This window comes from Tropicimonas sp. IMCC34011, from assembly GCF_003390865.1.
In the GTDB taxonomy this organism is placed as follows: domain Bacteria; phylum Pseudomonadota; class Alphaproteobacteria; order Rhodobacterales; family Rhodobacteraceae; genus Tropicimonas_B.
Genome location: NZ_QMEJ01000005.1, coordinates 232,952 through 255,444, shown reverse-complemented (window position 1 = coordinate 255,444; position 22,493 = coordinate 232,952). Strand labels below are relative to the sequence as shown.

The window sequence follows — 22,493 nt, the reverse complement described above, 5'->3', positions numbered from 1 at the left end:
TCGGGCAAGCCGGTGCATGCCAGCCTGAGGATGGAAGCGCCCGCGCAATGGGGCGCTTCCGTCCTGTTTCACTCCCCGTAGGGCACCCAGATGTTCTTCACCTGCGTCGCGCGGTGGAGGAAGCCCTTGTTCTGGCCATGGGCGCCGGACCAGTCACGGGCCCCGTCGCCTTCCGTCCAGGTCTGCTTGAGGTTTCCGGCGCTCTCGGCCTCGACCATGCGGGCGCCCTCGGGTCCGCCGATATACCAGATCCCTGACACTTCGTCGTGCTGCGCCAGTGTCCGGGCGAGCTCGTCGCGCGGGCCCGTCACGATGTTGACGACGCCGGCGGGCACGTCGCTCGTCTCGATCACCTGGTAGAGATCGGTCGCGGCGAGGGCTCCCAGCTGGGAGGGCACGGCCACCACGCTGTTGCCCATCGCGATGGCGGGCAGGACAAGGGAGATGAACCCGAGGAGCGGCTGCGCGGTGGGGCAGACGATCCCGAGGACACCGAGCGGCTCGTGCATCGCGAGGGTGACATGGGCGCTCTTCGTCTGATGCACCTTGCCGTCGAACTTGTCGGCCTGCGCGGCGTACCAGAAACAGCGGCGGATGGCGGTCTCGACCTCGCCACCGGCATCGGGCGCGCCGAGGCTCTCGAGCCGCGCGGCGAACTCATCCGCCCGCGCCGAGAGGTTCTCGCCGAGATAATAGAGCACCTGCGCGCGGTTGTGCCCGGTCGCCTTGCCCCAGCCTCCTGCCTTCGCCGCCGCCTCGACGGCGTTGCGGATGTCCTTGCGGTTGCCGAGACCTGCGAGACCCACCGGCCCCTTCGGCCCTTCGATGGTGTAGGAGTAGCCCGAATCCGGCCGTGCCTGCTTGCCGCCGATATAGAGCTTGGCGGTGCGGTCGATGCTGCCCGTTCCGCCGCCGTCATGGGGGGCTGAGGAGGGTTTCGGGAGATCGGCGCCCGCGCCCTCCGGCGTCTTGTGGCGGAGATAGGCCATCATGCCCTCGCTGCCGCCCTCCCGGCCGAACCCGCTTTCGCGGTAGCCGCCGAAGCCCGCCCCCGCATCGAAGACGTTAGTGCAGTTGATCCAGACGACGCCGGCCTTCACCTGCGCCGCGACATCGAGGCAGAGGTTCACGTTCTCCGACCAGATCGAGGCGGCGAGGCCGTAGCGGGTGTTGTTCGCAAGCGCGATCCCGTCCGCCGGAGTGCGGAAGGTGGTCAGGGTGACGACGGGGCCGAAGATCTCCTCGGTCGAGAGCACGGAGGCCGGTTCGACCCCGGTCGCGAGCGTCGGCGGATAGAAGCAGCCCTCGGGCGCATGACCCTGATGGAGCGTCGCGCCCTCAGCCTTGCCCTGCCCCACCAGCTCCCTGATGCGCGCGAGCTGCACGGGATGGACGATCGCGCCGACATCGGTGGACTTGTCGAGCGGATCGCCGGTCCGCAGCGTTTCCATTCGGGCACGCAGCAGCGTCTCGAAGCGCCCGGCCACCGCCTCGGCCACGAGGATGCGGGCACCGGCGCAGCAGACCTGCCCCTGGTTGAACCATATCGCATCCACCACGCCCTCGACCGCCGCGTCCAGATCGGCATCGGCGAACACGATGAAGGGGGACTTGCCGCCGAGTTCCAGCGTCAGGCCCTTGCCGCTCCCGGCGATCTGCCGGCGGATGATCCTGCCGACCTCGGTGGAGCCGGTGAAGGCGACCTTGTCGATCCCCTCGTGCCCGACGATGGCCGCGCCCGTCTCCCCGTCGCCGGTGACGATGTTGACCACGCCCTCGGGCAGGCCTACCTCGGCGCAGATCTCGGCGAAGGCAAGCGCCGTGAGAGGCGTGTATTCCGCGGGCTTCAGCACCACCGTGTTGCCGGCCGCAAGCGCCGGGGCGATCTTCCATGCCAGCATCAGAAGCGGGAAGTTCCACGGGATGACCTGCCCGCAGACGCCGTAGGGTTCGGTCCCGCCGAACTCGTCCCCGGCGATCTCCGCCCAGCCGGCATGGTGATAGAAGTGACGGGCGACGAGGGGCACGTCGATGTCCCGGCTTTCCCGGATCGGCTTGCCGTTGTCGATGGTCTCGAGGACCGCGAGGAACCGCGCATGCTGCTGGACGTGGCGGGCGATGGCGTAGAGGTGACGGGCCCGCTCATGGCCCGAGAGTTTTGCCCAAGCCGGCTGCGCCTTGCGCGCCGCGGCAACGGCGGCATCAACGTCGGACGCGGTGCCCTGGCTCACGCGGGCGATCGTCTCGCCCCTCGCCGGGTCCTGCACCTCGAAGGTCTCGCCGGGCGCCGTGAAGGCCCCGCCGATGAAGTGGCCGAAGCCCTCCTCGTGGCGTGCAAGCCAGTCGCGGACGATGCTGCTGTCCTCGGGGGCGGGTCCGTAATCCATGGTCTGAAGAATGTCCTGAATGCTCATCTCGGGGCCCTTACGACGCAGCGTGGCGGTGGGAGGCGGCGTAGCGCCCGGTGACGTGATGCTCGAGCTGGCGTTCGATATCGCCCAGCATCGAGGAGGCGCCGAAGCGGAAGAGATCCGGCTCCAGCCAGTCCCGGCCCAGTTCCTCCTTCATGAGGACCTGCCAGCCGATGGCCTCCTTGGCCGCCTTCATCCCGCCGGCGGGCTTGAAGCCGATGCGGTAGCCCGTCTCGGCGCCGTAATCGCGCAACGCCCTGATCATCACGAGGGAGACGGGGAGCGTCGCGTTCACGCCCTCCTTGCCGGTGGAGGTCTTGATGAAATCCGCCCCCGCCTGCATCGCGACCATCGAGGCGGCGTAGACGTTGCGCAGGGTCTGCAGATCCCCCGTCGCGAGGATCGCCTTCATGTGCGCCGCGCCGCAGGCCTCCCGCATCGCGCGGATCTCGTCGTGCAGCGCCTGCCAGTCCTGCCGGAGGACATGTTCGCGGGTGATGACGATGTCGATCTCGTGGGCGCCCTGGGCCACCGCCCATTCGATTTCCTTCAGGCGCAGATCGAGAGGCATGAGGCCGGCCGGGAACCCCGTCGCGACCGATGCGACCGGAATGCCCGTTCCCTCGAGCGCCGCGACGGCATGGGGCACCATCGTGGGATAGACGCAGACCGCCCCCACATGCAGGTCCATCCCGCCGAGCCCGAGGCCCTCCATGATACGCGGCGCGATGGGCTGACGTGCCTTGGCGCAGAGCCGGCGGACGCGGTCGCCCGTGTCGTCGCCCGCGAGCGTGGTGAGGTCCACGCAGCGCACGGCGTTGACGAGCCAGGCCGCCTGGTACTCCTTCTTCACCGAACGCCGCGCGCCCAGCGTCGCGGCCCGGCGCTCCGCGGCGGATCGGTTCACCGCGTGCCCCTCGAACATCGAAAGCGTCAGCGGCATCACCGGGTTGCGCCCCGCCTTCGGTGTCTCGAGCGCTGCCGGCAGGAGGCCGGAGGAAGAGCTGCCCCCTCCGGCGGTCCGGCTCTCAAGCATCTGATGGTCTGTCATCGTGGCCTCTCTCATCGGGTGGGCCGAAGGCGCGTCCTTCGGCTCGGGCGGCATCGGGACGCCTTCGGGTCGCGCGCTTGCGCTGTCAGTCCTGCGGCAGCCCCTCGCAGAACTTTTCGAACCCCGCCGCATCGGCATAGCTCGTCTGGGTGCCGCGCGCGGTGATCGACTGGGCCGCATAGCGTGCAGCGCGGGCCAATGCCGCGTCCGGCGCCTCGCCGGCGCTCAAAAAGCGCGCGAAACTGCCGATGAAGGCATCTCCCGCGCCCGTGGTATCCACCGGCTCGACCTTCACGGGTGCGATCTCCGTCACGTCGTCCGCCGTCACGTGCCGCGCGCCGCGACCGCCGAGCGTCACCACGACGTTGCGGATGCCCTTGGAGATCAGCGAGCGGGCCGCCTCGATCACCTCGTCATCCGTCCCGGTCGGCAGCCCCGAGAGCAGCGCCAGTTCGCTCTCGTTCGGGCAGAACCAGTCGAGGCCGGACAGGCGCGAGATGTCGAGTTCGGGATCGGCCGGTGCGGGGTTCAGGATCGTCGGCACACCGTGCTTCGCGCCGAAGGCCACGGCGTGATAGACTGTCTCGAGCGAGACCTCGAGCTGAAGCAGGATTGCGTCGCGATCCTTCAGCGTCTCCTCGGCGGCGTCGATGTCGGCGGGCGAGAGCGAGGCGTTGGCCCCCTTCACGATCAGGATCGCGTTTTCCCCGTCGGGCTCGACGAAGATCGGCGCGACACCGGAGGCCGCCCCGTCCACCTTGCGGACATGGGTCACGTCGATGCCGCTGTCGACGAGGTTCTGCCGCACCAGCGGGCCGAACATGTCATCCCCGATGCAGGTCACCATCGCCACGTCCGCACCGAGCCGCGCGGCCGCGACCGCCTGGTTCGCACCCTTGCCGCCGAACCCCTGGGCGAAATCCGGCGCCTCGACCGTTTCGCCGCGATCGGGCATCCGCTCCACGTAGGTGACCAGATCGACCATGTTCGATCCAACCACGGCAATCCTGTCAGTCATTCGTTGTCTCCTTCTCCGCCGATGGCGGCGATCGTGGCGGCCAGCCGGGCGGCGTCGTCCGGCGTGACGTAACCGAACCGCGCGGTGAAGCTGCGCACCTCGCCCGGGGCGAGTGTCTTTACATTACCCTTCGCCTTCTCTGCCAGATAGCCCTCCGGCTCGCAGGTCGAGGGCAAGGCGAACGCCGCGACCGTGGCATCAGCTCCGTGGAGGATCCAGCGGGCCATGTGGTCGAATTCGGTTGGGCGGTAGGACATGGCGAAACCGTCCCCCTCCGGGCGCTCCAGCATCGCGTGCGTCAGGCCGTCCGCATCGGTCCCCGGACCGCCCACGTAGATCACCTGCTCGGGGTCCCAGCGGTGCGGCTCATCGAGGCGGCGGCCCTTGCTCGGCGCCTCGGACAGCTCGCCGAGGAACGCACGGTAGGCCTCCGTCGGGGTCACGTGCGCCGGGACGTCCGTGCGGACCCGCGTCCGGTCTGGGGAGAACGGCGTCGCCTGATGGATCACGCCATCCGCCACGAAGGCGAAGTTGACGTGGCACATGTACATCAGCTCCATCGGCAGGGCGGAGCGGTTCTCCACCTCCATCGCCATCTCGATCGTCGTTCCGCCGCGGAGCGTGATCGAGGGCCGCGCCCGGTAATGGGGGCCGAAGCCCAGAACGTGGTCCGCATGGCCCGCGATCCGGGCGAAGGGGCCCTCCCCGTCCTCCCCGATCTCGAGCCGCGCGCTCTCCATCGCCTTGCACGGCATCTCTCCATGAAGGGGATGGGTATCGTCGGGGCCGGGGCAGCCATTGGTCAGAAGCCCGCTATGGTAGGCAAGGCACCCATAGGTCTCCACGATGGAGGTGGCCGGACGGGGCTCCGGGAAGGCGCTGTCCATCGTGAGGCGCACCCCGTCGAACACACCGTCCCAGAGCATCTGCCCCATGAACGGCAGCACGTCGACATGCCCCCGCCCGTTCGCGATCCGCAAGACGGCGATGCCGAGGCCCGTGCGCCAGCCGGTCACCGTGAACCCGTGGCCGCCGGCGATCTTGCGGTGGGCCGGGCCGAAGGCCTCGGGAGCGAGGGGGATCGTCACGCACATCGTCATTTCCCCCGTCCGCGGCGCAGCGAGTTGAGCGCGATCACCACGATCAGGAACGCCCCCCAGACGAAGTCGATCAGGTGGTTGGACACCCGCATCATCTGGAAACCGGAGGACAGCAGCGTCAGGGAGATCACCGCCAGCGCGACACCGAGGACGTTGCCGCGACCTCCCGCAGGGTTCGTCCCGCCGAGGACCGCGATCAGGACGGCCTGCAGCAGATATGATGCGCCGTAGTCGGACTTCGCCGCATTGGTCCTCGCCGAGAGGAGGATGCCGGCCATAGCCGCGAGGCCGCCCGTAAGCATGTAGGACCAGACGATCATCCGCCCCCGTTCGATCCCCGCGAAGAGGGACGCCTTGGGGTTGGTCCCGATCAGCTTGAGCCGCAGCCCGAAGGACGTGCGCGACAGGAGCAGCGACAGCCCGATGCAGACGATCACGAAGAGGATCAGCGGAACCGGGATCGCGGCGATCTTGCCGTTGCCGAGCCAGGTCCAGGGATCCGGAAAGCCGACGATGGCCGGCCCGCCCGTCAGGACGAGGCAAAGCCCGATGAAAACCTGGCCCGTGCCGAGGGTCGCAAGGATCGGGGTGATCCTGAGACCCGAGATGAGCAGACCGTTGATCAGGCCGGCAAGGACGCCGACCAGAAGGCCGATCCCGACCCCGAGAACAACCGGAGCGACGCCGAGCGAGCCGGCACCGGCTTCGCCGGCGACCCAGCCGAAGACCGTGCCCGCGGTGATCCCCGCAAGGTTGGCGACGCCGATGATCGACAGGTCGATCCCGCCGGTGAGCATCGCGATCATCATGGCGATGGCGAGGATGCCCAGCTCCGGCATGAAGAAGGCCATGGACTCGAAGTTGTAGGAGGAGAGGAACATCGTCGGCCGCATCGCCGTCATGGCGACAAGGACGAGGATGCAGATCGCCCCGAGCTGGACGTTGGTGTTGCCACTGGCGCGGACGAGGGTCCCCCTGACATCGGGGCCGGACGCGGCGGTCTTGGTATCGCTCATGGTTCGGCTCTCCCTCAGACCAGCGCGCGGCGGTCGCGCAGAGCGGTGATGGCGACGGCGACGATCAGCATCCCGCCGACCACGACCCTCTGCCACGTCGTGTCGATCCCCATGAGGATCAGCGAGTTCTGGATCATCACGAGGATGAAGACCCCCATCACCGTACCGAGGACGCTCCCCCGCCCGCCGAAGATCGAGGCGCCGCCGAGCACCACGGCCGCGATCACGTCCAGCTCGAGCCCGACGAAGTCCCGCGGGTTGGCCAGCCAGATCATCGACGAGTGCAGGAGCCCCGCGAAGCCCGCGAGCGCTCCGGCCGTGCAATAGACGAAGATCATCGTGCGGCCGGTGTTGAAGCCGACGCGCTTCGCCGCCTCTGCATCGGCGCCGTAGGCATAGACGGAGCGGCCGATCATCGTGCGGGTGAGAAGCAGATGGATGACCAGTGCCGCGGCGATGTAGACGAGGATCATCGCGGTCAGGCCGAACGTCGTCCCGTTGGCCCGCTCCAGCGTCAGGACATCCGTGCGGCCGAAGGCGATCAGCGCGTCCGGCATCTGATTGATGTTCACGTTGGAGGTGCCGATCCCGCCGAGCACCAGACCGCGCACCACGGAGGCGGTGCCGAGCGTCACGATCAGCGGGATCATGTTGAACTTGTGGATGATCCCGGCATTCACGAGGCCGAGGAGCGCACCGATCAGGGTCGCGACGAGGAACGGGATGACGACGCCGTCATACTCGAGCTCCACCATTCCGCGCACCACGATGTACATTCCCGCCACGGCGAAGGCCGGAAAGGACACGTCGATCCCGCCCGAAATCATCACGAGGAGCACCCCGAGCGCCATCAGGCCGATGACGACGTTGGCCTTCAGAAGGCTGAAGAGGTTCGCCATCTGCCAGAATGCGGGGTTCACGAGGCCGATGAAGACCATGGCGACCACGAGGATCAGCGCGATGAGCACGTCCGCGTTGTGAAAGAGTCTCATGCGGGCTCCCCTTCGGTTTCGGCGGACAGCGCGGTTTCCAGGGCGTCTTCGGTGAGCGCGTCGCCCGTCAGCTCCCCCGTCAGTCGCCCGTCCGCCATGGTCAGGACGCGGTTGCAGTTGGCCGCGAGCTCAGGAAGGTCGTCCGAGATCATGATGACGGCGAGGCCCTTGTCGCGGGTCAGGCCGTGGATGATCGAATGGATCTGCTCCTTGGAGCCGACATCGACGCCGACCGTCGGCCCGTTCAGGATCAGGACGCGGGCATCGGTCATCAGCCAGCGCCCGATGACGACGCGCTGCTGGTTGCCGCCGGACAGGGTCGAGACCGGCACGTCGGGTCCGGGCGCGGAAATCTGCATGTCGTCGAACATCGCGCGGGTCTCGTCGCGGGCGCGCTTGCGGTCGATCCAGAGATGGGGCGCGTAGCCGTCGAGCGCGGCGGAGATGGCGTTGTCCTGAATGGAACGGCTGAGAAAGAGCCCCTCCGACAGGCGGTCCTCGGGAACATAGGCGATGCCCGCTTCGATCGCCTCGGTGACGGATGTCGGCCGGTAGGGTTTGCCGTCGACCAGAATGTCCCCGGTCACCTCCTGGCCGAGACCGAAGATCGCCTTCGCCAACGTCGTACGCCCCGCGCCGATCCGGCCCGACAGGCCGACGACCTCGCCCGGCAGGATCTCGAATGAGATGTCCCGCACGTCCTTGCCGATCCCGACTCTCTTGAGTTCGAGCCGCGGCGTCGTGCCGGGGCTGAGCTCGGGCGCCACGAACCGCCCGGTATTGAGATCCCGCCCGGTCATGGCGCGGGTAATCTTGCGTTCGTCGAACTCGGCGATCGGTCCTTCGGCGACCTTCCTGCCGTTGCGGAAGACGGTCAGACGCTCCGAGATTTCCAGCATTTCGCGCATCTTGTGGGAAACGAAGAGGATCGCGATCCCCTGCGCCTGAAGGTCCCTCACGATGCGGAACATCCGGGCCACCTCGCGGCCGGTCAGCGCGGTGGTCGGCTCGTCCATGATGATGAGCCGGGCATCGGCCAGAACCGCGCGCGCGATGGCCACGATCTGGCGCCCGGCGGCGGAGAGAGTCTCGACGCTCGCATCGAGGTCGAGGGAGACATCGAGGCGCTTGAGTACCTCCTTCGCCATCTTTCGTCCGCGGCCCCAGTCGACGCCGCGGCGGCGCTCCCGCAGATAAGTGTTCAGGAACAGGTTCTCTACGACCGTAAGGGTCGGGAAAAGCGACAGATCCTGGTAGATGACCTGAACGCCCCGCGCGATGGAGGCGGCGGGGTCGAGCTTGTCCACGACTTCCCCGTCGATCAGGATCTCCCCACCGTCCGGCTGATAGACCCCTGAAATGATCTTGATGAGGGTGGATTTGCCCGAGCCGTTCTCGCCGGCAAGGCAGTGGATCTCGGCGGGCGCGAGGCTCATCGAAACGTCGTCGAGCGCGCGAACGCCACCGAACCGCTTCGAGATGCCCCGAAGCTCGATCAGGGGGGGCGATGCCATGGGACTTTCTCCGCAATGGGGTGGCGGCGCGGAGGGGACCGGAGCCCACCCCGCGCCGCCAGAGGGCGCGACGGATCAGAAGTTGTACTGATCCATGTTGTCCTTCGTGACGCCGACCCAGCCGGAGCCGTAGAGCACGTTGGAGCGGTCCTCGCTCGCCTCGCCCAGGCTGTCGTAGCCTTCGAGACCGAGGTTCAGCCCCTCGGCGATCTGATCGTCACGCTCCTCGAGCGCGGCGACGGCAAGCATGTTCATCGCGTAGCCCGCGACCGCCGGATCCCAGAACTGGATGTAGTTGATATCGCCGTTCTGGATATACTCGCCCGCGACGGACGGCAGGCCCGTACCGGCGAAGTGGAGCTGACCCTGAAGCCCGCTCTCGGCGATCAGGCGGCCGGCGCCGGCGGAGGTCGGCATCGGGCCGCCGACGATCCCGGTGATGTCCGGATGCGCCGTCAGCGCTTCCTTCAGCTTGGTGTAGTCGGTGTTGGCATCGTCGTAGGTCTCGAGACGGTCGGTCACCATCTCCATGTCGGGATAGGCTTCCTCCTGACGGGCGATGGCGCCGTCGATCCACTCGTTCTGGGACTTGGAGGTCAGGCTGCCGACCGTGGCGACGTACTGGCCGGTCTCGCCCATCTGCGCGGCCAGCTCATCCATCAGCTTGGCACCGTAGGCGAGGTTGTCGAACGCCTCGAGATCGTAGTCGACGTTCTCGATGCTGGACGCTTCGTGGCTGATCACGACGATGCCGCGATCGCGGGCCTTCTTCAGCACCGGCTCCACCGCCTCGACGGAGAACGGCACGATGGCGATGGCATCGACGCCCTGGGCGATGAGGTTCTCCACGAGCTGGACCTGCGCCGCGGCATCGGCCGAGCTGGGGCCGACCATCCAGGTGTCATGCCCGGTATCGGCGCCGAACTGCTGGACGCCTTCGCGCATCCGGTCGAACCACGCGATCCCGTCGACCTTCACCACCGTGGCGATGCTGTAGGTCTCGTCGGTCTGGATCAGGTCCTGGTTGATGGAGCTGGTATCGACGGCCTGGTCCTGTGCGGTCGCGGCACTGGCGGCGACGACGGCCATCGCGGCGATCGTTGTGACGTGAAGTTTCATGGTATCCTCCCTGTGCGGCCCGAAGGCCGCGATTGTGCACCGCCCCTCCCGGGCGGCTCTTCCTCTCCGCTGCGACCGACTTCTGTTCGGATCGCAACATTACTCCCGAGGAGGATCAGGAAAGCGCCGTCCCTGTCAACCGATTTCGGTAAAAACGCCGCTCTCGGTGACGACACCATCCAGCTCGGAGATCCGTGCGAAGCCGGCGGGCCGGGTGCCCCCGCGCTTGCTGTCGTCCATGACGACGAATGCCTTCGGCGCCTTCGCCAGCGCCGCCCGCTTCAGCGCAACTTCGTAGTCGTGGGAGCAGGACAGCAGGCCCTGCCCGTCCATTCCGCCGGCGGAGAGAAACGCCATGTCGATCTGGTAAGGCCCGAGCGCCGCCTCGGGATCGCCGGGGTGGCAGGACCGCGTCGGCGCCTTCACCGATCCCCCGAGAAGCTCGACCTCTATCCGTCCCTGCAGCAGATCAGCCAGCGTCAGGCAGTGGGTCACGATCCGCGCCGCCCTGCCCTGCGCCAGAAGCCGTGCCAGATGCGGCAGCGTCGTTCCGGTATCGAGAAAGACGGATGCATCCTGCGGCACCAGCCCCAGCGCCCGCTCCGCCGCCTGCCGCTTGGCCTCGATCGCCCTCTGCATCTGCGCATCGAAATCGTACCGGTCGGGCACGATGTACCCGCCGCGGCAGGCAAACCCCGCCTCGGAAGACGCCGCGTCCCGCCTCAGGGTCATCTCCGTCACGCCAAGCTGCTCGGCCACGTCCCGCAGCCGCAATGACGGCGTTACGTCCAGAAGGGCGGTGATCAGCTCGATACGGTGGGTCAGACCGCTCGGACGGGTCATTCGGGCTAAATCCTCGGACGATTGCGTGGAAGCCCGAAACTGCGCGCTCCGGGCCTTTCCGTCAAATGCAACCTTCGGCTGTGTGGATCCCGGGAAAACCCGGTTGCGGGGCTCGCCGGAGGGAATGACGGCGGCAAACGGACCGACCGCTCCGGCCCGCCGCGGGATATCTGCCGCGTTTCACGTGAAAGCCTCGGATCCCGAACCTCTCCGCCGCACGAGACGAGGGAGTGCGCTCGACCCTCACGGCGGCGCATCTTCCCTTGGCAGGAGGCGCTTGCCCCCTGCCGCCGCGCCTTCGCTTCAGAGTTCGGACGTCAATGTCCCGACGAGGTCCGTCCGTTCCCAGGAGAAGCCGCCATCCGCCTCGGGAGCGCGGCCGAAATGGCCGTAGGCGGCCGTGCGCTCGTAGATCGGACGGTTGAGATCGAGATGCGTGCGGATGCCGAGGGGCGTCAGGTCCATCGAGGCGCGGATGGCCTTCTCGATGGAGACGTCGTCGACCTGGCCCGTTCCGTAGGTCTCGCAATAGATCGACAGCGGCTTGGCCACCCCGATGGCGTAGGAGAGCTGGATCGTGCAGCGCTTGGCGAGACCGGCTGCCACGACGTTTTTCGCAAGATACCGCGCGGCATAGGCGGCGGAGCGGTCGACCTTCGTCGGATCCTTGCCGGAGAACGCCCCCCCGCCATGGGGAGCGGCGCCGCCATAGGTGTCCACGATGATCTTGCGCCCCGTCAGACCGGCATCTCCGTCAGGCCCGCCGATGACGAACGTCCCGGTCGGGTTCACCCACCATTCGGTCGCCTCGGTCAGGAAGCCCGCGGGCAGCACTTCGCGGATGTAGGGCTCCACGATCTCGCGGATATCGGCGCTGGTCTGGCCTTCGTCGGCATGCTGAGTGGACAGCACGACGGAGGTCACTTCGACGGGCTTGCCACCTGCATAGCGCAGCGAAAGCTGGGTCTTCGCGTCCGGCCGGAGGGTCGGCTCCAGCCCCGACTTGCGAACCTCGGCAAGTCGCTTGAGGATCGCGTGGGAATAGAGGATGGGCGCCGGCATGAGTTCGGGCGTCTCATCCGTGGCATAGCCGAACATGATGCCCTGATCGCCGGCGCCGTCCTTGTCCACGCCCTGCGCGATGTGGGAGGATTGTTCGTGCAGGCGGTTCTGGATCTCGCAGGTGTTCCAGTGGAACTTCTCCTGCTCGTAACCGATGTCGCGGATGCAGCGGCGGGCGATGCCCTCGACGCTCTTCATCACGTCCTGAAGCCGGTCCTTGTCCGCAAGGCCGATCTCGCCACCGATGACGACGCAGTTCGTCGTGGCGAATGTCTCGCAGGCAACGCGGGCCTCCTTCTCCTCGGCGAGAAGCGCGTCGAGGATCGCGTCGGAAATGCGGTCGCAGACCTTGTCGGGATGCCCTTCGGAAACGGACTCCGAGGTGAAGGTATAGTCTAGCCGGCTCATGTGCGGGGATGCTCCGTTGAGTTACGCCGCCACGCCAGGAAGCCGTTGTGACGGACCGAGACAGAGGGTTACGCCCGAGCCGGATCGCGGTCAACTCCGCTCGCGTTTACGCAAGGACAAAAGAAGAAGCATGGTGAGCGAGAGGATAAGGGCGATCCGCACCGGCCAGTCCCCCATCCGGGCATAGGGTGTGGGCGGCAGGGGCGCCGGGAGCGCGGCATCGAGAAAGCCCGCCTCCCCCAGCCCCAGCGCGCCCGTGACGCGGCCGAACGGGTCGATCATCGCCGAGACGCCCGTGTTCGCGGCGCGCGCAAGCGGCAGGCCCTGCTCCACCGCGCGCAGGCGCGCCTGTGCCAGATGCTGGTAGGGGCCGGAGATCTGGCCGAACCACGCATCGTTCGTCACCTGCATCAACCAGTCCGGGCGGGAGGGCGCGGCGGCGACGTCGTTCGGAAAGATCGCCTCGTAGCAGATGAGCGGCAGCGCGCGGCCGGCGCCCGGGATGTCGATCAGGCGCGGGCCGGGACCGAAGGCGTAGCCACCCGTCTCCCCGGCCGCGAGTCCGAAGAGGCCGACCCGGGCGGCGAGGGAGGCCATCGGCATGTACTCCCCGAACGGTACGAGGTGATGCTTGTCGTAGAGGTCCGTCACCCCGCCCTGCCCGTCCAGCACGACGAGGGAATTGTAGTAGGCCGCGCCCTCGATCCGCTGGACGCCGAGCGCCACGGGCCGGCCGCCGGAAGCCTCGGCGATCATCTGGAGGGCCGCTCCTGCCTCCTCGAGAAGCCACGGAATCGAAGTCTCCGGCCAGAGGACGAGGTCGGGTGCCGGACCCGGCGGGGCGGCGGCCGTCAGTTCGAGCGAACGCTGGAAGAAGGCGCGGGCACGCTCCGGGATCCACTTCTCCTCCTGCCGCGCATTCGGCTGGACGAGGCGGACGGTGGCCTGCGGCTCCCCGAAGGCCCCTGCGGGCACGCGCCAGATGCCGTAGGCTGCGGGCGCGGCGGCGAGGGCCGCGCCGGCGATTGCCCCGAGCGCGATGCGCTGGCGCCCGAGAAGCGCCGGAAGCGCGGCTGCGGCAAGTGTCAGGAGCGTCAGGAGATGCGGCCCGCCGAGGGCTGCTATCTGCATCTGGGGGGCGCCGATCCAGATGTGACCAATCAGCGCCCAGGGAAAGCCCGTCCAGAGCACCGAGCGCAGCATCTCCGCCGCCGTGAGCCACAGCACGAGATGCGCGGCTCGGCCCGCTCGACCCCGCCCGAGGGCGCCGGCAAGGGCCCCTGCTCCGCCCCAGAAGAGCGCAAAGCCGATGGCGCAGAACAGCAGCGCGAACGGCGCCATCCACCCATGGCGCGCGATGTCGATCAGGAACGGCTCCACGATCCAGTGGAGAGACGCGGCGAAATAGCCGGTGCCGACGAGCCAGCCCCGGAACGCGGCGGACCGCCAGTGAGATGCGCCCGAGATCAGCCAGATTGCGACGGCGAAGGCCGCGAGCGACAGCCAGGGCCAGGAGAGCGGCGCCTGCCCGGTCGCCGCGACGATGCCGACGGCAAGGCAGGCCAAGCGGGTCCGCCAAGGCCGCTCCGGCACGTCGCTCCGCACTGCCTCGTCCATGACCGTCTCCGTCCTCGCGATTGCACGGGGGAGGCCATGCCACAGCGGCTGGGCGGAGGGAACAGACCGTGCGAGAGGTATCCCTGACGGTCACGGCGCCGCGAGGGACGGAACCCGCTCCCGCAAACGGTGTTCGACGCTGTAACGCAGGGACAAGGATTTCCCCAGATGCAGATCTTCCGGTGTCCCGCCTGTTCGGCACCGCTCTACTTCCGCAACTCGGTCTGCCGCTGCGGCGAAGAGGTGGCCTTTGACCCCGATGCGCAGGAAATGCGCGTGGGGGCGACGTTCTGCGCGAACCGGGAGCGGATCGGCTGCAACTGGATCGCGGACGGGGGAGACCTCTGCCGGTCCTGCACGATGACCGAAGTCGTTCCCGACGTACGCGAACCTGACAACGTTCCGCTCTGGGCGGAGACCGAACTGTCGAAGCGCTGGATGCTCGCGAACCTCGCGCGCTGGGGCTGGTTCACCTCCTCCGATACAGGTCGGCGCCCGGTCTTCCGCCTGCTGTCTGAGCAGACGGCGACGGGTCAGGCGAGCGTCATCATGGGGCACGCCGACGGCACCATTACGATCAACGTCTCCGAGGCGAGCGAGGCGGTCCGCGCCGAGCGGCGGGAACAGCTCGGCGAACTTTACCGCACCATGATCGGCCACATGCGGCACGAGATGGCGCACTTCCTGCACATCCGCCTTTCAGAGAACCCCGAGTTCCTCGAAGGCTTCAGGGCTCTCTTCGGCGACGAACGGGCCGATTACGGCGAGGCGCTCAAGCGGCACTATGCCGATCCCGGCGTGCCGGGGGAGGACCACATCACCTCCTACGCGACCTCGCATCCACACGAGGACTGGGCGGAGACGATCGCGCACCTCTTGCACCTGACGGACCTGCTGGACAGTGCCGCCGCGGCCGGCCTGTCTCTCGGAACGGGCGGCCCGCCGCCGGGATACGATGCCTATGCCGAGACGTCCTGCGAGACCCTGCTGAGCTACGCGATCCCGATCACCATCGCCGTCAATCACGTGAACCGCGCGGTGAACCTGCCCGATCTTTATCCGTTCGTCCTGCCGCAGGGCGTCCGGGACAAACTCTCCTTCGCGCATGGGCACCTGCGGATTGCACCGCTGGTGTAGGGTCTCCGGTGCGGGCACATTCAGCCCCGGGGTGTACGGGCGTGCCGCCTCCCTGATCCAGAAATGAAGACGGCCGCCGGATCGCTCCGGCGGCCGTCTTGAGTGCATTATCGGCCATCCGGGTCAGCCCGGCAGCCTGACCCTCAGGCGTTTGATGCGGCGAGGGTCCGCGTCGATGACCTCGAGTTCGGCGCCGCTGTCATGCTGCAGGACCTCGCCGCGCGCGGGCACCCGGCCGGCCATCATGAAGGCCAGGCCACCGAGCGTATCGATCTCCTCGGCCTCCTCGGGATCGACGAAGGTCAGGCCCACATCAGCCTCGAAGTCCGACAACGGGGTGCGCGCATAGGCGAGGTAGACCCCCGGCTTCTCCTCGGACCAGAGCGCCGCCTCCTCGACGTCATGCTCATCCTCGATGGAGCCGATCACCTGCTCGATCACGTCTTCGATCGTCACGAGACCGTCGACGCCGCCATATTCATCGATCACGAGCGCCATGTGCCGCCGATCCGTCTGCATCTTCTGCAAAAGGACGCCGATCGGCATCGAAGGCGGCGCGTAGAGCAGCGGGCGCACCAGCGACTGGAGGTCGAAATCGTCTTCGCCGTGACCGTTGAACCCGTAGCGAAGCGCGAAATCCTTCAGGTGGATGAGGCCCACCGGCGTATCGAGCGTGTTCTCGTAGACCGGCAGCCGACTGTTGCCACTCTCGCGAAACACCTCGACCAGCCCGTCACGGGTGATGTCGAGTGGAACGGAGGTGATCTCCACCCGCGGTATCGCAACGTCCTCGACGCGCATTCGCTTGAGGTTCGACAGGCCGGGCAGACCCGGCGCCACCAGTCGACCGGCGGAGCGGCCGTTGGCCTCCCCCATCCCGTCATCCTCATCCTCACCGGGTCCGAACCAGTCGCCCAGCTTGTTCCAGAAGCCGCGCCTCTGGTCGTCCTCTTCGTCGTCCTGCGCGCTCTGCGCCGCCGGAGACGATGCGTCGGTTGAGTCCGTCATCCTTCCCTATTCCAAATACTGCCCCGTGGGAGAGGCCGATTCCGATCCATATGGGTCCGGCTCACCCAGTTGTCCAAGTATTCGGACTTCCGTGGATTCCATCAAGACCGCATCCGAATCGGTTTCATGGTCATACCCCAGCAAGTGCAGGATGCCATGCACAAGTAGATGCATCACGTGGGAGCCAAGCGGCTTGCCGCCCGCATCCGCCTCCGCCGCGCAGGTTTCGAAGGCCAGGGCGATATCCCCGAGAAACGGCGGCTCGCCCGGAAAATCGGGCGGCGGGAGCGGCAAGGGGGCCTCTCCGGGCGCATCCGGCGCGAGGTCCTCGGCGGGCCAGGAGAGCACATTCGTGGCTTTTGGCTTGTCCCGGAACTCGGCATTGAGCGCGGCGATCCGGTCGTCCGCGCAGGCCAGGAGGGAGATCTCGACATCTCCGGGCAGGCCCAGTTCCGCTGCGACGCCCGCGAGGGCGCGCTCCGCCAGCTCATCCAGCGGCAGGGCGGACCAGTCTTCCGCCTCGACTACGAGATCGACCCCCATGCGCGATGCCGCCAGCCCTCAGGCCGGCGGCGCATCCTTGTCATAGGCCTCGATGATCTTCGCGACGAGCGGGTGCCGCACCACGTCCTTCGACGTGAAGTAGTTGAACGAGATGCCCTCCACGTTCTTCAGCAGCCGCTCCGCCTCGGACAGGCCGGACACGACACCGCGCGGCAGGTCCACCTGGGAGCGGTCCCCGGTGATCGCCATCCGGGAGCCCTCGCCGAGACGGGTGAGGAACATCTTCATCTGCATGGCCGTGGCGTTCTGCGCCTCGTCGAGGACGACGGCCGCGTTCGCCAGCGTCCGGCCCCGCATGAAGGCGAGCGGCGCGATCTCGATGCGCTTCTCCTCCATCAGCCGGGGCAGCTGCTTGGCCGGGAAGAAGTCGTTCAGCGCGTCGTAGAGCGGCTGCATGTAGGGGTCGACCTTCTCCTTCATGTCGCCGGGCAGGAAGCCGAGCCGCTCCCCGGCCTCCACGGCGGGCCGCGCGAGGATGATCCGGTCGACATGGCCGCCGATGAAGAGGTTCACCGCCACGGCGACGGCAAGATAGGTCTTGCCGGTCCCGGCCGGCCCGATGCCGAAGGCCAGTTCGTTGCCCATCAGCGCGCGCACGTAGGCCTTCTGCGCATCGGTGCGAGGCTCGACGATCTTCTTGCGGGTCTTGATCTCGATCCGGCCGCCCTGGAACATCTCGAGCTGATCGGTCGGGCTGGCGGACGGCTCCCCGGGATCGGTGCCGAGGCGGAGGGCGCCGTCGATGTCGCCCGCTTCGACCGGGCGCCCGGCCTCTAGCCGCTCGTAGAGCTGCTGCAGGATCACCTCCGCCCGCGCGCGCGCATCGGCCGGGCCGATCAGGCCGAGCACGTTGCCGCGCCGGGTGATCTGTATGCCGAGGCCTTTCTCGATCTGGGCAAGGTTGCGGTCGAACTCCCCGCACAGTTCGACGAGAAGCCGGTTGTCGGAGAACTCCAGCGAGGTCTCCATGACGTCGTCCGAGGGAGGGGTGACGAGGGGGCTTAGTCCCAAATGCGCGCTCCGGTGCTGCAATCCTTTTTACCTTCTCCCATGCTGATCCTCGCGGCCCCTCCATGCAAGCCGCCCGACGGCGATTTCACGAAAACGGCACAAAATAAGCCGCGGACCCGGAGATCCGCGGCGAAATATTGCAGGGCGATCCTGCCGGACGGCCCCTGCAGGGCCGGACCCTACCGTGGGTCGGGGAACTGGGAGCCGCTCTTGAAGGGCCCGACGACGGTGTTGGGCGCGCCGGCGCCGGAACAGACCGGCTTGCCGTAGCGGTCGCGGCGGACATCCATGTAGCCTTCGAGGCCATCATCGATGATCCAGTGGTCACAGCCGTTGGGGTCGATCCAGATCCCTGCCTGAAGCTGGCTGAGATCCTTCGAATCGATCCCGCGGTCCCGGCCCTTGTCGGCGGGTATGGCGCAGGCGGACAGCGTGCCGAGTGCGGCGAGGATCGCAACGGTCCTGATCGTGTTCATCGTGGCATTCCTCACTTGATGCACTGCACTTCGACGCGGCGGTTCTGCGCCATGCCGGCGGCGGTGGCGTTCGTGGCGCGCGGCTGGCGCTCTCCGTAGCCGCGGACGGACAGGACCGGAACGCCGGCTTGCTGCGCCACCTGCGCCACGGCACTCGCGCGGCGCTGCGACAGGTTCATGTTGTAGGCATCGCTCGCCCGGCTGTCGGTATGACCGGTGATCGCGAAGGCGCGTGCATCGGCGGAGCGGAAGAAGCTGATCAGGCTCTGGCGGGCAGCGGGCCGGACCGTCGCGCTGTCCGTGGCGAAGAGCGTATCGGAATTCATCACGCCGCAGATCGCGCCCATGCGGCAGATCGGCAGGCCCTGGCTGTCGAGGTGGGAACTCATGTAGCCTTCGGCGCCATCGTCCATCACCCAGTGCTCGCACCCGTCCGGGTCGACCCAGATGGTCGGAACGTACTTCTCCTGCGCGGTGGCCGAGGTGGCCACGGCGCCGACCGCCAGTGCACACGCGGCCAGCGCCGGGATGAGGCCCCTCAGGCCCCGCTTCGGTGAAATCTTCACAACAGTCGCCCTTTACTACCCTCTGGAACAAGAGGTGCGACAGCCCCCCCAGGGTCTGCGCATCGGCTTCGACACTAGAGCGGTCTCGCGCCGCTGTGAAGTCTGCGAAAGTCCGGTTTTTCAGTTTATTCGGCGACAGTTGGCGGGGGCGAGAGGGCATTGTAGCCCCGTCTGGACGCTCAGATCCCGATCGCCTCGCCGCGGAGCGAATGCGCGCCGGCCTCGACGATGCGCACGCGCGCGATCTCGCCTTTCGGCAGGTCCGCCTCGAAGTGAACCGCGTGCAGATGCTCCGACTTCCCGGCGACCTGCCCCGGAAGGCGGCCCGCCTTCTCCACGAGCACGCGCGTCTCACGCCCCACCATCGCGGCTTGCGCCTCCGCCTGCTGCTCCGCCAAGAGCGCCTGCAGGGTCTGGAGCCGCGCATCGGCCACATCGGGCGCCACCGGAGCGCGCTCCGCGGCGGGCGTGCCCGGGCGGGCGGAGTACTTGAACGAATAGGCCTGCGCGTAGTGCACGGCCCGCACGAGGCTCATCGTGTCCTCGAAATCCGCATCCGTCTCGCCGGGGAAGCCGACGATGAAGTCCCCCGAAAGGGCAAGGTCCGGCCGGGCCGCGCGCAACCGGTCTATCAGGGCAAGGTAGCTTTCGGCGGTGTGGCGGCGGTTCATCGCCTTGAGCATCCGGTCGCTGCCCGATTGCACCGGCAGGTGCAGGTACGGCATCAGCTCGGGGCAATCGCCATGGGCGGCGATCAGGTCGTCCTCCATGTCGTTCGGATGGCTCGTCGTGTAGCGGATGCGCTCAATCCCCTCGATCTGCGCAAGGCGTCGGACCAGCCAGCCGAGACCGCGCGTCGCGTCGCCGTCCGCGCCGTGGTAGGCGTTGACGTTCTGGCCGAGGAGCGTGATTTCCCGCACCCCCTGCCGCGCCAGCCCCTCGGCCTCTCCGATCACGCGGGCGACCGGCCGCGACACCTCGGCGCCGCGCGTATAGGGCACGACGCAGAAGGCACAGAACTTGTCGCAGCCCTCCTGCACGGTGAGAAAGGCGGCCGGACCCCGCGTCGGGCTCGGCCGGGCGGGAAGATGGGCGAACTTGTCCTCGTCGAATTCCGTCAGCACCGCCGCGCGGCCGCCGGCGGCCAGCTCCGGCAGGCGGTGATAGCTCTGCGGACCGACGACCATGTCGACGATCGGTTGCCGGGCGAGGATCTCCTCCCCCTCCGCCTGCGCCACGCAGCCCGCGACGCCGATCTTGAGGTCGGGGTTCAGCGTCTTGAGGGGCTTCAGGCGCCCGAGCTCGGAATAGACCTTCTCCGCCGCCTTCTCGCGGATGTGGCACGTGTTGAGCAGGATCATGTCCGCCCCCTCGGCCGTATCCGTCCGCTCGTAGCCCGACCCGCCCATGGCCTCGGCCATGCGCTCGCTGTCGTAAACATTCATCTGACAGCCATAGGTCTTGATGAAGAGCTTTTTCTTCGGCTGTTCGGTCATGGGACATCACCTCGGAGCGGAACCCGGCACCGATACCGCGGCAGGCGCCGCATCGCAACGGCCCCGGGGACCGGGCCCGGCGCGACGATTGTGAGCTTCGGCATGGCCGGGCGGCGGGCACGATCACCGGACGTTGCCAAGGTCTGGTCTCTCAGGTAAGCGCATCATGTTATGTACTATCATAACGAATATTGAATCTTAGAGCCCCAGTACAGGAGCTTCCCATGCAGACCGCATTCGCCAAGTATCTCGGCGTCCTCGCCGCCGGATCCGCGCTCGCCTTCTCCGCCCCCGCCTTCGCCCAGACGACGAGCGAAGATGCCGCCGGCCACGATCACTCCGGGGAGCATGCGCACGATCACGATCATGACCACGCCCACGATGAGGACGTCCACAGCGGCTATTTCGACGACGACCAGATCGAAGCCCGCTCCCTCGCGGACTGGGAGGGCGACTGGCAGTCGGTCTACCCGCTGCTGCAGGAGGGTACGCTCGACGCGGTGATGGCCCACAAGGCCGACCATGGCGACATGACCGAGGACGAGTACAAGGCCTACTACGAGATCGGCTACGAGACCGACGTCGAGCGCATCACCATCGACGGCAATACGGTCACCTTCTACAGCGACGGCGTGCCGCTTCAGGGTCGTTACGAGGACGACGGCTACGAAGTGCTGACCTACGAGAAGGGCAATCGCGGCGTCCGCTACATCTTCGAAAAGAGCGAGGGCGACGCGGACGCTCCGGCCTTTATCCAATTCAGCGACCATGCCATCGCGCCCGAAGATGCCGGGCACTACCACCTCTACTGGGGCGACGACCGGGCCACGCTCCTCGAGGAAGTCACCAACTGGCCGACCTACTATCCCGCGGAAATGAGCGGCGACGAGGTGGCCGAGGAAATGCTGGCCCACTGATCCCGGGCCATGGAGTGGGCGGCCCCGAGGGCCGTCCACGATCCCGGTGCTGGTCCGGTAGCGCATGCGGTGACGTAGATCGCCGCTACGCCCGCCAACATTCGCGCGGCCGACCCACCTCCTTCGCCTCGCCCTTCCCCGTCCCTCCCCGTCGTCCCAGCGACGGGACGCGGCACGCCCGGTCCCCCTTTCCGCGCCGCACGGCATTGATAGGCCGTGCATCCCCGCCCTATGGTGGCGCCCGCAAGACAGCCGAAGGACCCAAGTCCCCCGTGCCCCACCCCTCCCTCGAGAGCTTCCTCGCTTCGCCCGTCGCCCGCACCGCGACAGGGCCAGTGGCGGTCGTGCTGCTGGAGGACAGGGTCGAAATCGCCTCCACCCTGCAGCACCTCTGCAAGAGCGGCTTCCGGACAATCGTCGCGCTCGCGCCGGAGGGAATCGAGGTGGAGCCGGATGCCGAGGGGCGCATCCATCCCGTGACGTTCGACCCATCCGCCGACTGGCCGCTCGTCGATGCGGTGAACCGGATCTCGGCCGCGGTTCCCGAGGGGACATGGCTGCACTACTGCTACAACGCCGAGTACCTCCTCTATCCGTTCTGCGAGACGCGGACGGTCGGAGAGATGCTGACCTTCCATGCCGAGGAACGGCGGGAGGCGATGCTGACCTATGTCGTCGACCTCTACTCGGACGACCTCGCCGCCCATCCCGACGCCGTCTCGCTCGAGCGGGCGCATCTGGACAAGGCCGGGTATTTCGCGCTTGCCCGGCAGGGCGAGTACGGCCCGCTGGACCGGCAGCTCGATTTCTACGGCGGACTGCGCTGGCGGTTCGAGGAACACGTCCCGAAGGCACGGCGCCGGATCGATCGGATCAGCCTCTTCCGCACGGCGCGGGGCCGGACGCTCAGACCAGACTTCACCCTCTCGGAAGAAGAACTGAACACCTATGCCTGCGCGTGGCACAATAACCTGACCGCTGCTGTCTGCTCGTTCCGAACCGCGAAGGCGCTGAAGCTCAACCCGGGATCGACCTTCGATATCGAGAGCTTCACTTGGTATAACTCCGTCCCGTTTGCCTGGACGTCGCGCGAACTGATGGATCTTGGGTTGATGGAGCCCGGCCAGTGGGTCTGACCCGCTAGAGGGCGCGGCCCGCTGCATTGAG

General features: G+C 67.5%; 20 protein-coding genes and 1 riboswitch. Of the genes, 3 read left to right on the top strand and 17 right to left on the bottom strand.

What is annotated here, in order from left to right:
- Positions 1 to 68: 68 nt before the first annotated feature.
- The 11 genes from DQG15_RS15495 to lnt form a co-directional block, all read right to left on the bottom strand.
- Positions 69 to 2,414, bottom strand: coding sequence for an aldehyde dehydrogenase family protein (locus DQG15_RS15495; RefSeq protein ID WP_198665172.1), 2,346 nt, complete (start codon positions 2,412 to 2,414; stop codon positions 69 to 71).
- Positions 2,415 to 2,424: 10 nt separating this feature from the next.
- Complete coding sequence (gene deoC, locus DQG15_RS15490) at positions 2,425 to 3,354, bottom strand: deoxyribose-phosphate aldolase (protein WP_116087251.1); 930 nt, start codon at positions 3,352 to 3,354, stop codon at positions 2,425 to 2,427.
- Positions 3,355 to 3,547: 193 nt separating this feature from the next.
- Positions 3,548 to 4,480: a ribokinase gene (rbsK, locus tag DQG15_RS15485; RefSeq protein WP_116086785.1), complete on the bottom strand. Its 933-nt coding sequence runs from the start codon at positions 4,478 to 4,480 to the stop codon at positions 3,548 to 3,550.
- Positions 4,477 to 5,574, bottom strand: a complete 1,098-nt coding sequence (locus DQG15_RS15480; protein WP_370454193.1) for a DUF4432 family protein — start codon at positions 5,572 to 5,574, stop codon at positions 4,477 to 4,479. The genes rbsK and DQG15_RS15480 overlap by 4 nt, the downstream gene beginning before the upstream one ends.
- A 2-nt stretch (positions 5,575 to 5,576) precedes the next feature.
- Positions 5,577 to 6,596, bottom strand: coding sequence for an ABC transporter permease (locus DQG15_RS15475; RefSeq protein WP_116086780.1), 1,020 nt, complete (start codon positions 6,594 to 6,596; stop codon positions 5,577 to 5,579).
- Positions 6,597 to 6,610: 14 nt separating this feature from the next.
- Positions 6,611 to 7,588: an ABC transporter permease gene (locus tag DQG15_RS15470; RefSeq protein ID WP_116086778.1), complete on the bottom strand. Its 978-nt coding sequence runs from the start codon at positions 7,586 to 7,588 to the stop codon at positions 6,611 to 6,613.
- Entirely contained in the window at positions 7,585 to 9,102 is a 1,518-nt protein-coding gene (locus tag DQG15_RS15465; RefSeq protein WP_116086776.1) for a sugar ABC transporter ATP-binding protein, read from the bottom strand. Before DQG15_RS15465 ends, DQG15_RS15470 begins: the two co-directional genes overlap by 4 nt.
- Before the next feature lie 75 nt (positions 9,103 to 9,177).
- The gene (locus tag DQG15_RS15460) at positions 9,178 to 10,221 is read right to left on the bottom strand and encodes an autoinducer 2 ABC transporter substrate-binding protein (RefSeq protein ID WP_116086774.1); all 1,044 of its coding nucleotides are present in this window, start codon (positions 10,219 to 10,221) and stop codon (positions 9,178 to 9,180) included.
- 135 nt (positions 10,222 to 10,356) lie between these two features.
- Entirely contained in the window at positions 10,357 to 11,064 is a 708-nt protein-coding gene (locus tag DQG15_RS15455; protein WP_116086771.1) for a DeoR/GlpR family DNA-binding transcription regulator, read from the bottom strand.
- Between the two features lie 303 nt (positions 11,065 to 11,367).
- Positions 11,368 to 12,534 carry a methionine adenosyltransferase gene (metK, locus tag DQG15_RS15450; protein WP_116086769.1) on the bottom strand — a complete coding sequence of 389 codons (1,167 nt, stop codon included), beginning with the start codon at positions 12,532 to 12,534 and terminating at the stop codon, positions 11,368 to 11,370.
- 9 nt (positions 12,535 to 12,543) lie between these two features.
- Positions 12,544 to 12,591, bottom strand: a riboswitch (SAM-SAH riboswitch).
- A 33-nt stretch (positions 12,592 to 12,624) separates the two neighbouring features.
- Complete coding sequence (gene lnt, locus DQG15_RS15445; protein ID WP_116086767.1) at positions 12,625 to 14,151, bottom strand: apolipoprotein N-acyltransferase; 1,527 nt, start codon at positions 14,149 to 14,151, stop codon at positions 12,625 to 12,627.
- 168 nt (positions 14,152 to 14,319) lie between these two features.
- Here lnt and DQG15_RS15440 point away from each other — a divergent pair, with 168 nt between their 5' ends.
- Positions 14,320 to 15,288 (top strand): putative zinc-binding metallopeptidase, encoded by a 969-nt coding sequence (locus DQG15_RS15440; RefSeq protein ID WP_116086765.1) that lies wholly within the window; start codon positions 14,320 to 14,322, stop codon positions 15,286 to 15,288.
- A 123-nt stretch (positions 15,289 to 15,411) separates the two neighbouring features.
- Here DQG15_RS15440 and DQG15_RS15435 read toward each other — a convergent pair whose 3' ends face one another.
- The 6 genes from DQG15_RS15435 to miaB all read right to left on the bottom strand — a co-directional run bounded on the left by DQG15_RS15435 (position 15,412) and on the right by miaB (position 20,409).
- Entirely contained in the window at positions 15,412 to 16,296 is an 885-nt protein-coding gene (locus DQG15_RS15435; RefSeq protein ID WP_116086763.1) for a hemolysin family protein, read from the bottom strand.
- A gap of 6 nt (positions 16,297 to 16,302) precedes the next feature.
- The gene (gene ybeY / locus DQG15_RS15430; protein ID WP_116086760.1) at positions 16,303 to 16,839 is read right to left on the bottom strand and encodes an rRNA maturation RNase YbeY; all 537 of its coding nucleotides are present in this window, start codon (positions 16,837 to 16,839) and stop codon (positions 16,303 to 16,305) included.
- 18 nt (positions 16,840 to 16,857) lie between these two features.
- Complete coding sequence (locus DQG15_RS15425; RefSeq protein WP_116086758.1) at positions 16,858 to 17,829, bottom strand: PhoH family protein; 972 nt, start codon at positions 17,827 to 17,829, stop codon at positions 16,858 to 16,860.
- A gap of 221 nt (positions 17,830 to 18,050) precedes the next feature.
- Positions 18,051 to 18,347 (bottom strand): hypothetical protein, encoded by a 297-nt coding sequence (locus tag DQG15_RS15420; protein ID WP_116086756.1) that lies wholly within the window; start codon positions 18,345 to 18,347, stop codon positions 18,051 to 18,053.
- Positions 18,348 to 18,358: 11 nt separating this feature from the next.
- A complete protein-coding gene (locus DQG15_RS15415) occupies positions 18,359 to 18,913 on the bottom strand; it encodes an OmpA family protein (protein WP_232830885.1) in 555 nt (184 codons plus the stop codon).
- 179 nt (positions 18,914 to 19,092) lie between these two features.
- Positions 19,093 to 20,409, bottom strand: coding sequence for a tRNA (N6-isopentenyl adenosine(37)-C2)-methylthiotransferase MiaB (gene miaB / locus DQG15_RS15410; RefSeq protein ID WP_116086754.1), 1,317 nt, complete (start codon positions 20,407 to 20,409; stop codon positions 19,093 to 19,095).
- Between the two features lie 224 nt (positions 20,410 to 20,633).
- Here miaB and DQG15_RS15405 point away from each other — a divergent pair, with 224 nt between their 5' ends.
- Together DQG15_RS15405 and DQG15_RS15400 are read left to right on the top strand one after the other, a co-directional pair.
- Positions 20,634 to 21,326, top strand: a complete 693-nt coding sequence (locus DQG15_RS15405; RefSeq protein WP_116086752.1) for a metal-binding protein ZinT — start codon at positions 20,634 to 20,636, stop codon at positions 21,324 to 21,326.
- 272 nt (positions 21,327 to 21,598) lie between these two features.
- Positions 21,599 to 22,462, top strand: coding sequence for a hypothetical protein (locus DQG15_RS15400; protein WP_116086750.1), 864 nt, complete (start codon positions 21,599 to 21,601; stop codon positions 22,460 to 22,462).
- Positions 22,463 to 22,493: the final 31 nt, after the last annotated feature.

Bases quoted from the DNA above. Each gene is read 5' to 3' on its own strand.
- metK (WP_116086769.1), bottom strand. From the start codon at position 12,534: ATGAGCCGGCTAGACTATACCTTCACCTCGGAGTCCGTTTCCGAAGGG.
- DQG15_RS15455 (WP_116086771.1), bottom strand. From the start codon at position 11,064: ATGACCCGTCCGAGCGGTCTGACCCACCGTATCGAGCTGATCACCGCC.
- DQG15_RS15470 (WP_116086778.1), bottom strand. From the start codon at position 7,588: ATGAGACTCTTTCACAACGCGGACGTGCTCATCGCGCTGATCCTCGTG.
- DQG15_RS15480 (WP_370454193.1), bottom strand. From the start codon at position 5,574: ATGTGCGTGACGATCCCCCTCGCTCCCGAGGCCTTCGGCCCGGCCCAC.
- deoC (WP_116087251.1), bottom strand. From the start codon at position 3,354: ATGCCGCTGACGCTTTCGATGTTCGAGGGGCACGCGGTGAACCGATCC.
- rbsK (WP_116086785.1), bottom strand. From the start codon at position 4,480: ATGACTGACAGGATTGCCGTGGTTGGATCGAACATGGTCGATCTGGTC.
- miaB (WP_116086754.1), bottom strand. From the start codon at position 20,409: ATGACCGAACAGCCGAAGAAAAAGCTCTTCATCAAGACCTATGGCTGT.
- lnt (WP_116086767.1), bottom strand. From the start codon at position 14,151: ATGGACGAGGCAGTGCGGAGCGACGTGCCGGAGCGGCCTTGGCGGACC.
- DQG15_RS15440 (WP_116086765.1), top strand. From the start codon at position 14,320: ATGCAGATCTTCCGGTGTCCCGCCTGTTCGGCACCGCTCTACTTCCGC.
- DQG15_RS15475 (WP_116086780.1), bottom strand. From the start codon at position 6,596: ATGAGCGATACCAAGACCGCCGCGTCCGGCCCCGATGTCAGGGGGACC.
- DQG15_RS15435 (WP_116086763.1), bottom strand. From the start codon at position 16,296: ATGACGGACTCAACCGACGCATCGTCTCCGGCGGCGCAGAGCGCGCAG.
- DQG15_RS15405 (WP_116086752.1), top strand. From the start codon at position 20,634: ATGCAGACCGCATTCGCCAAGTATCTCGGCGTCCTCGCCGCCGGATCC.
- DQG15_RS15465 (WP_116086776.1), bottom strand. From the start codon at position 9,102: ATGGCATCGCCCCCCCTGATCGAGCTTCGGGGCATCTCGAAGCGGTTC.
- ybeY (WP_116086760.1), bottom strand. From the start codon at position 16,839: ATGGGGGTCGATCTCGTAGTCGAGGCGGAAGACTGGTCCGCCCTGCCG.
- DQG15_RS15495 (WP_198665172.1), bottom strand. From the start codon at position 2,414: ATGAGCATTCAGGACATTCTTCAGACCATGGATTACGGACCCGCCCCC.
- DQG15_RS15420 (WP_116086756.1), bottom strand. From the start codon at position 18,347: ATGAACACGATCAGGACCGTTGCGATCCTCGCCGCACTCGGCACGCTG.
- DQG15_RS15425 (WP_116086758.1), bottom strand. From the start codon at position 17,829: ATGGAGACCTCGCTGGAGTTCTCCGACAACCGGCTTCTCGTCGAACTG.
- DQG15_RS15460 (WP_116086774.1), bottom strand. From the start codon at position 10,221: ATGAAACTTCACGTCACAACGATCGCCGCGATGGCCGTCGTCGCCGCC.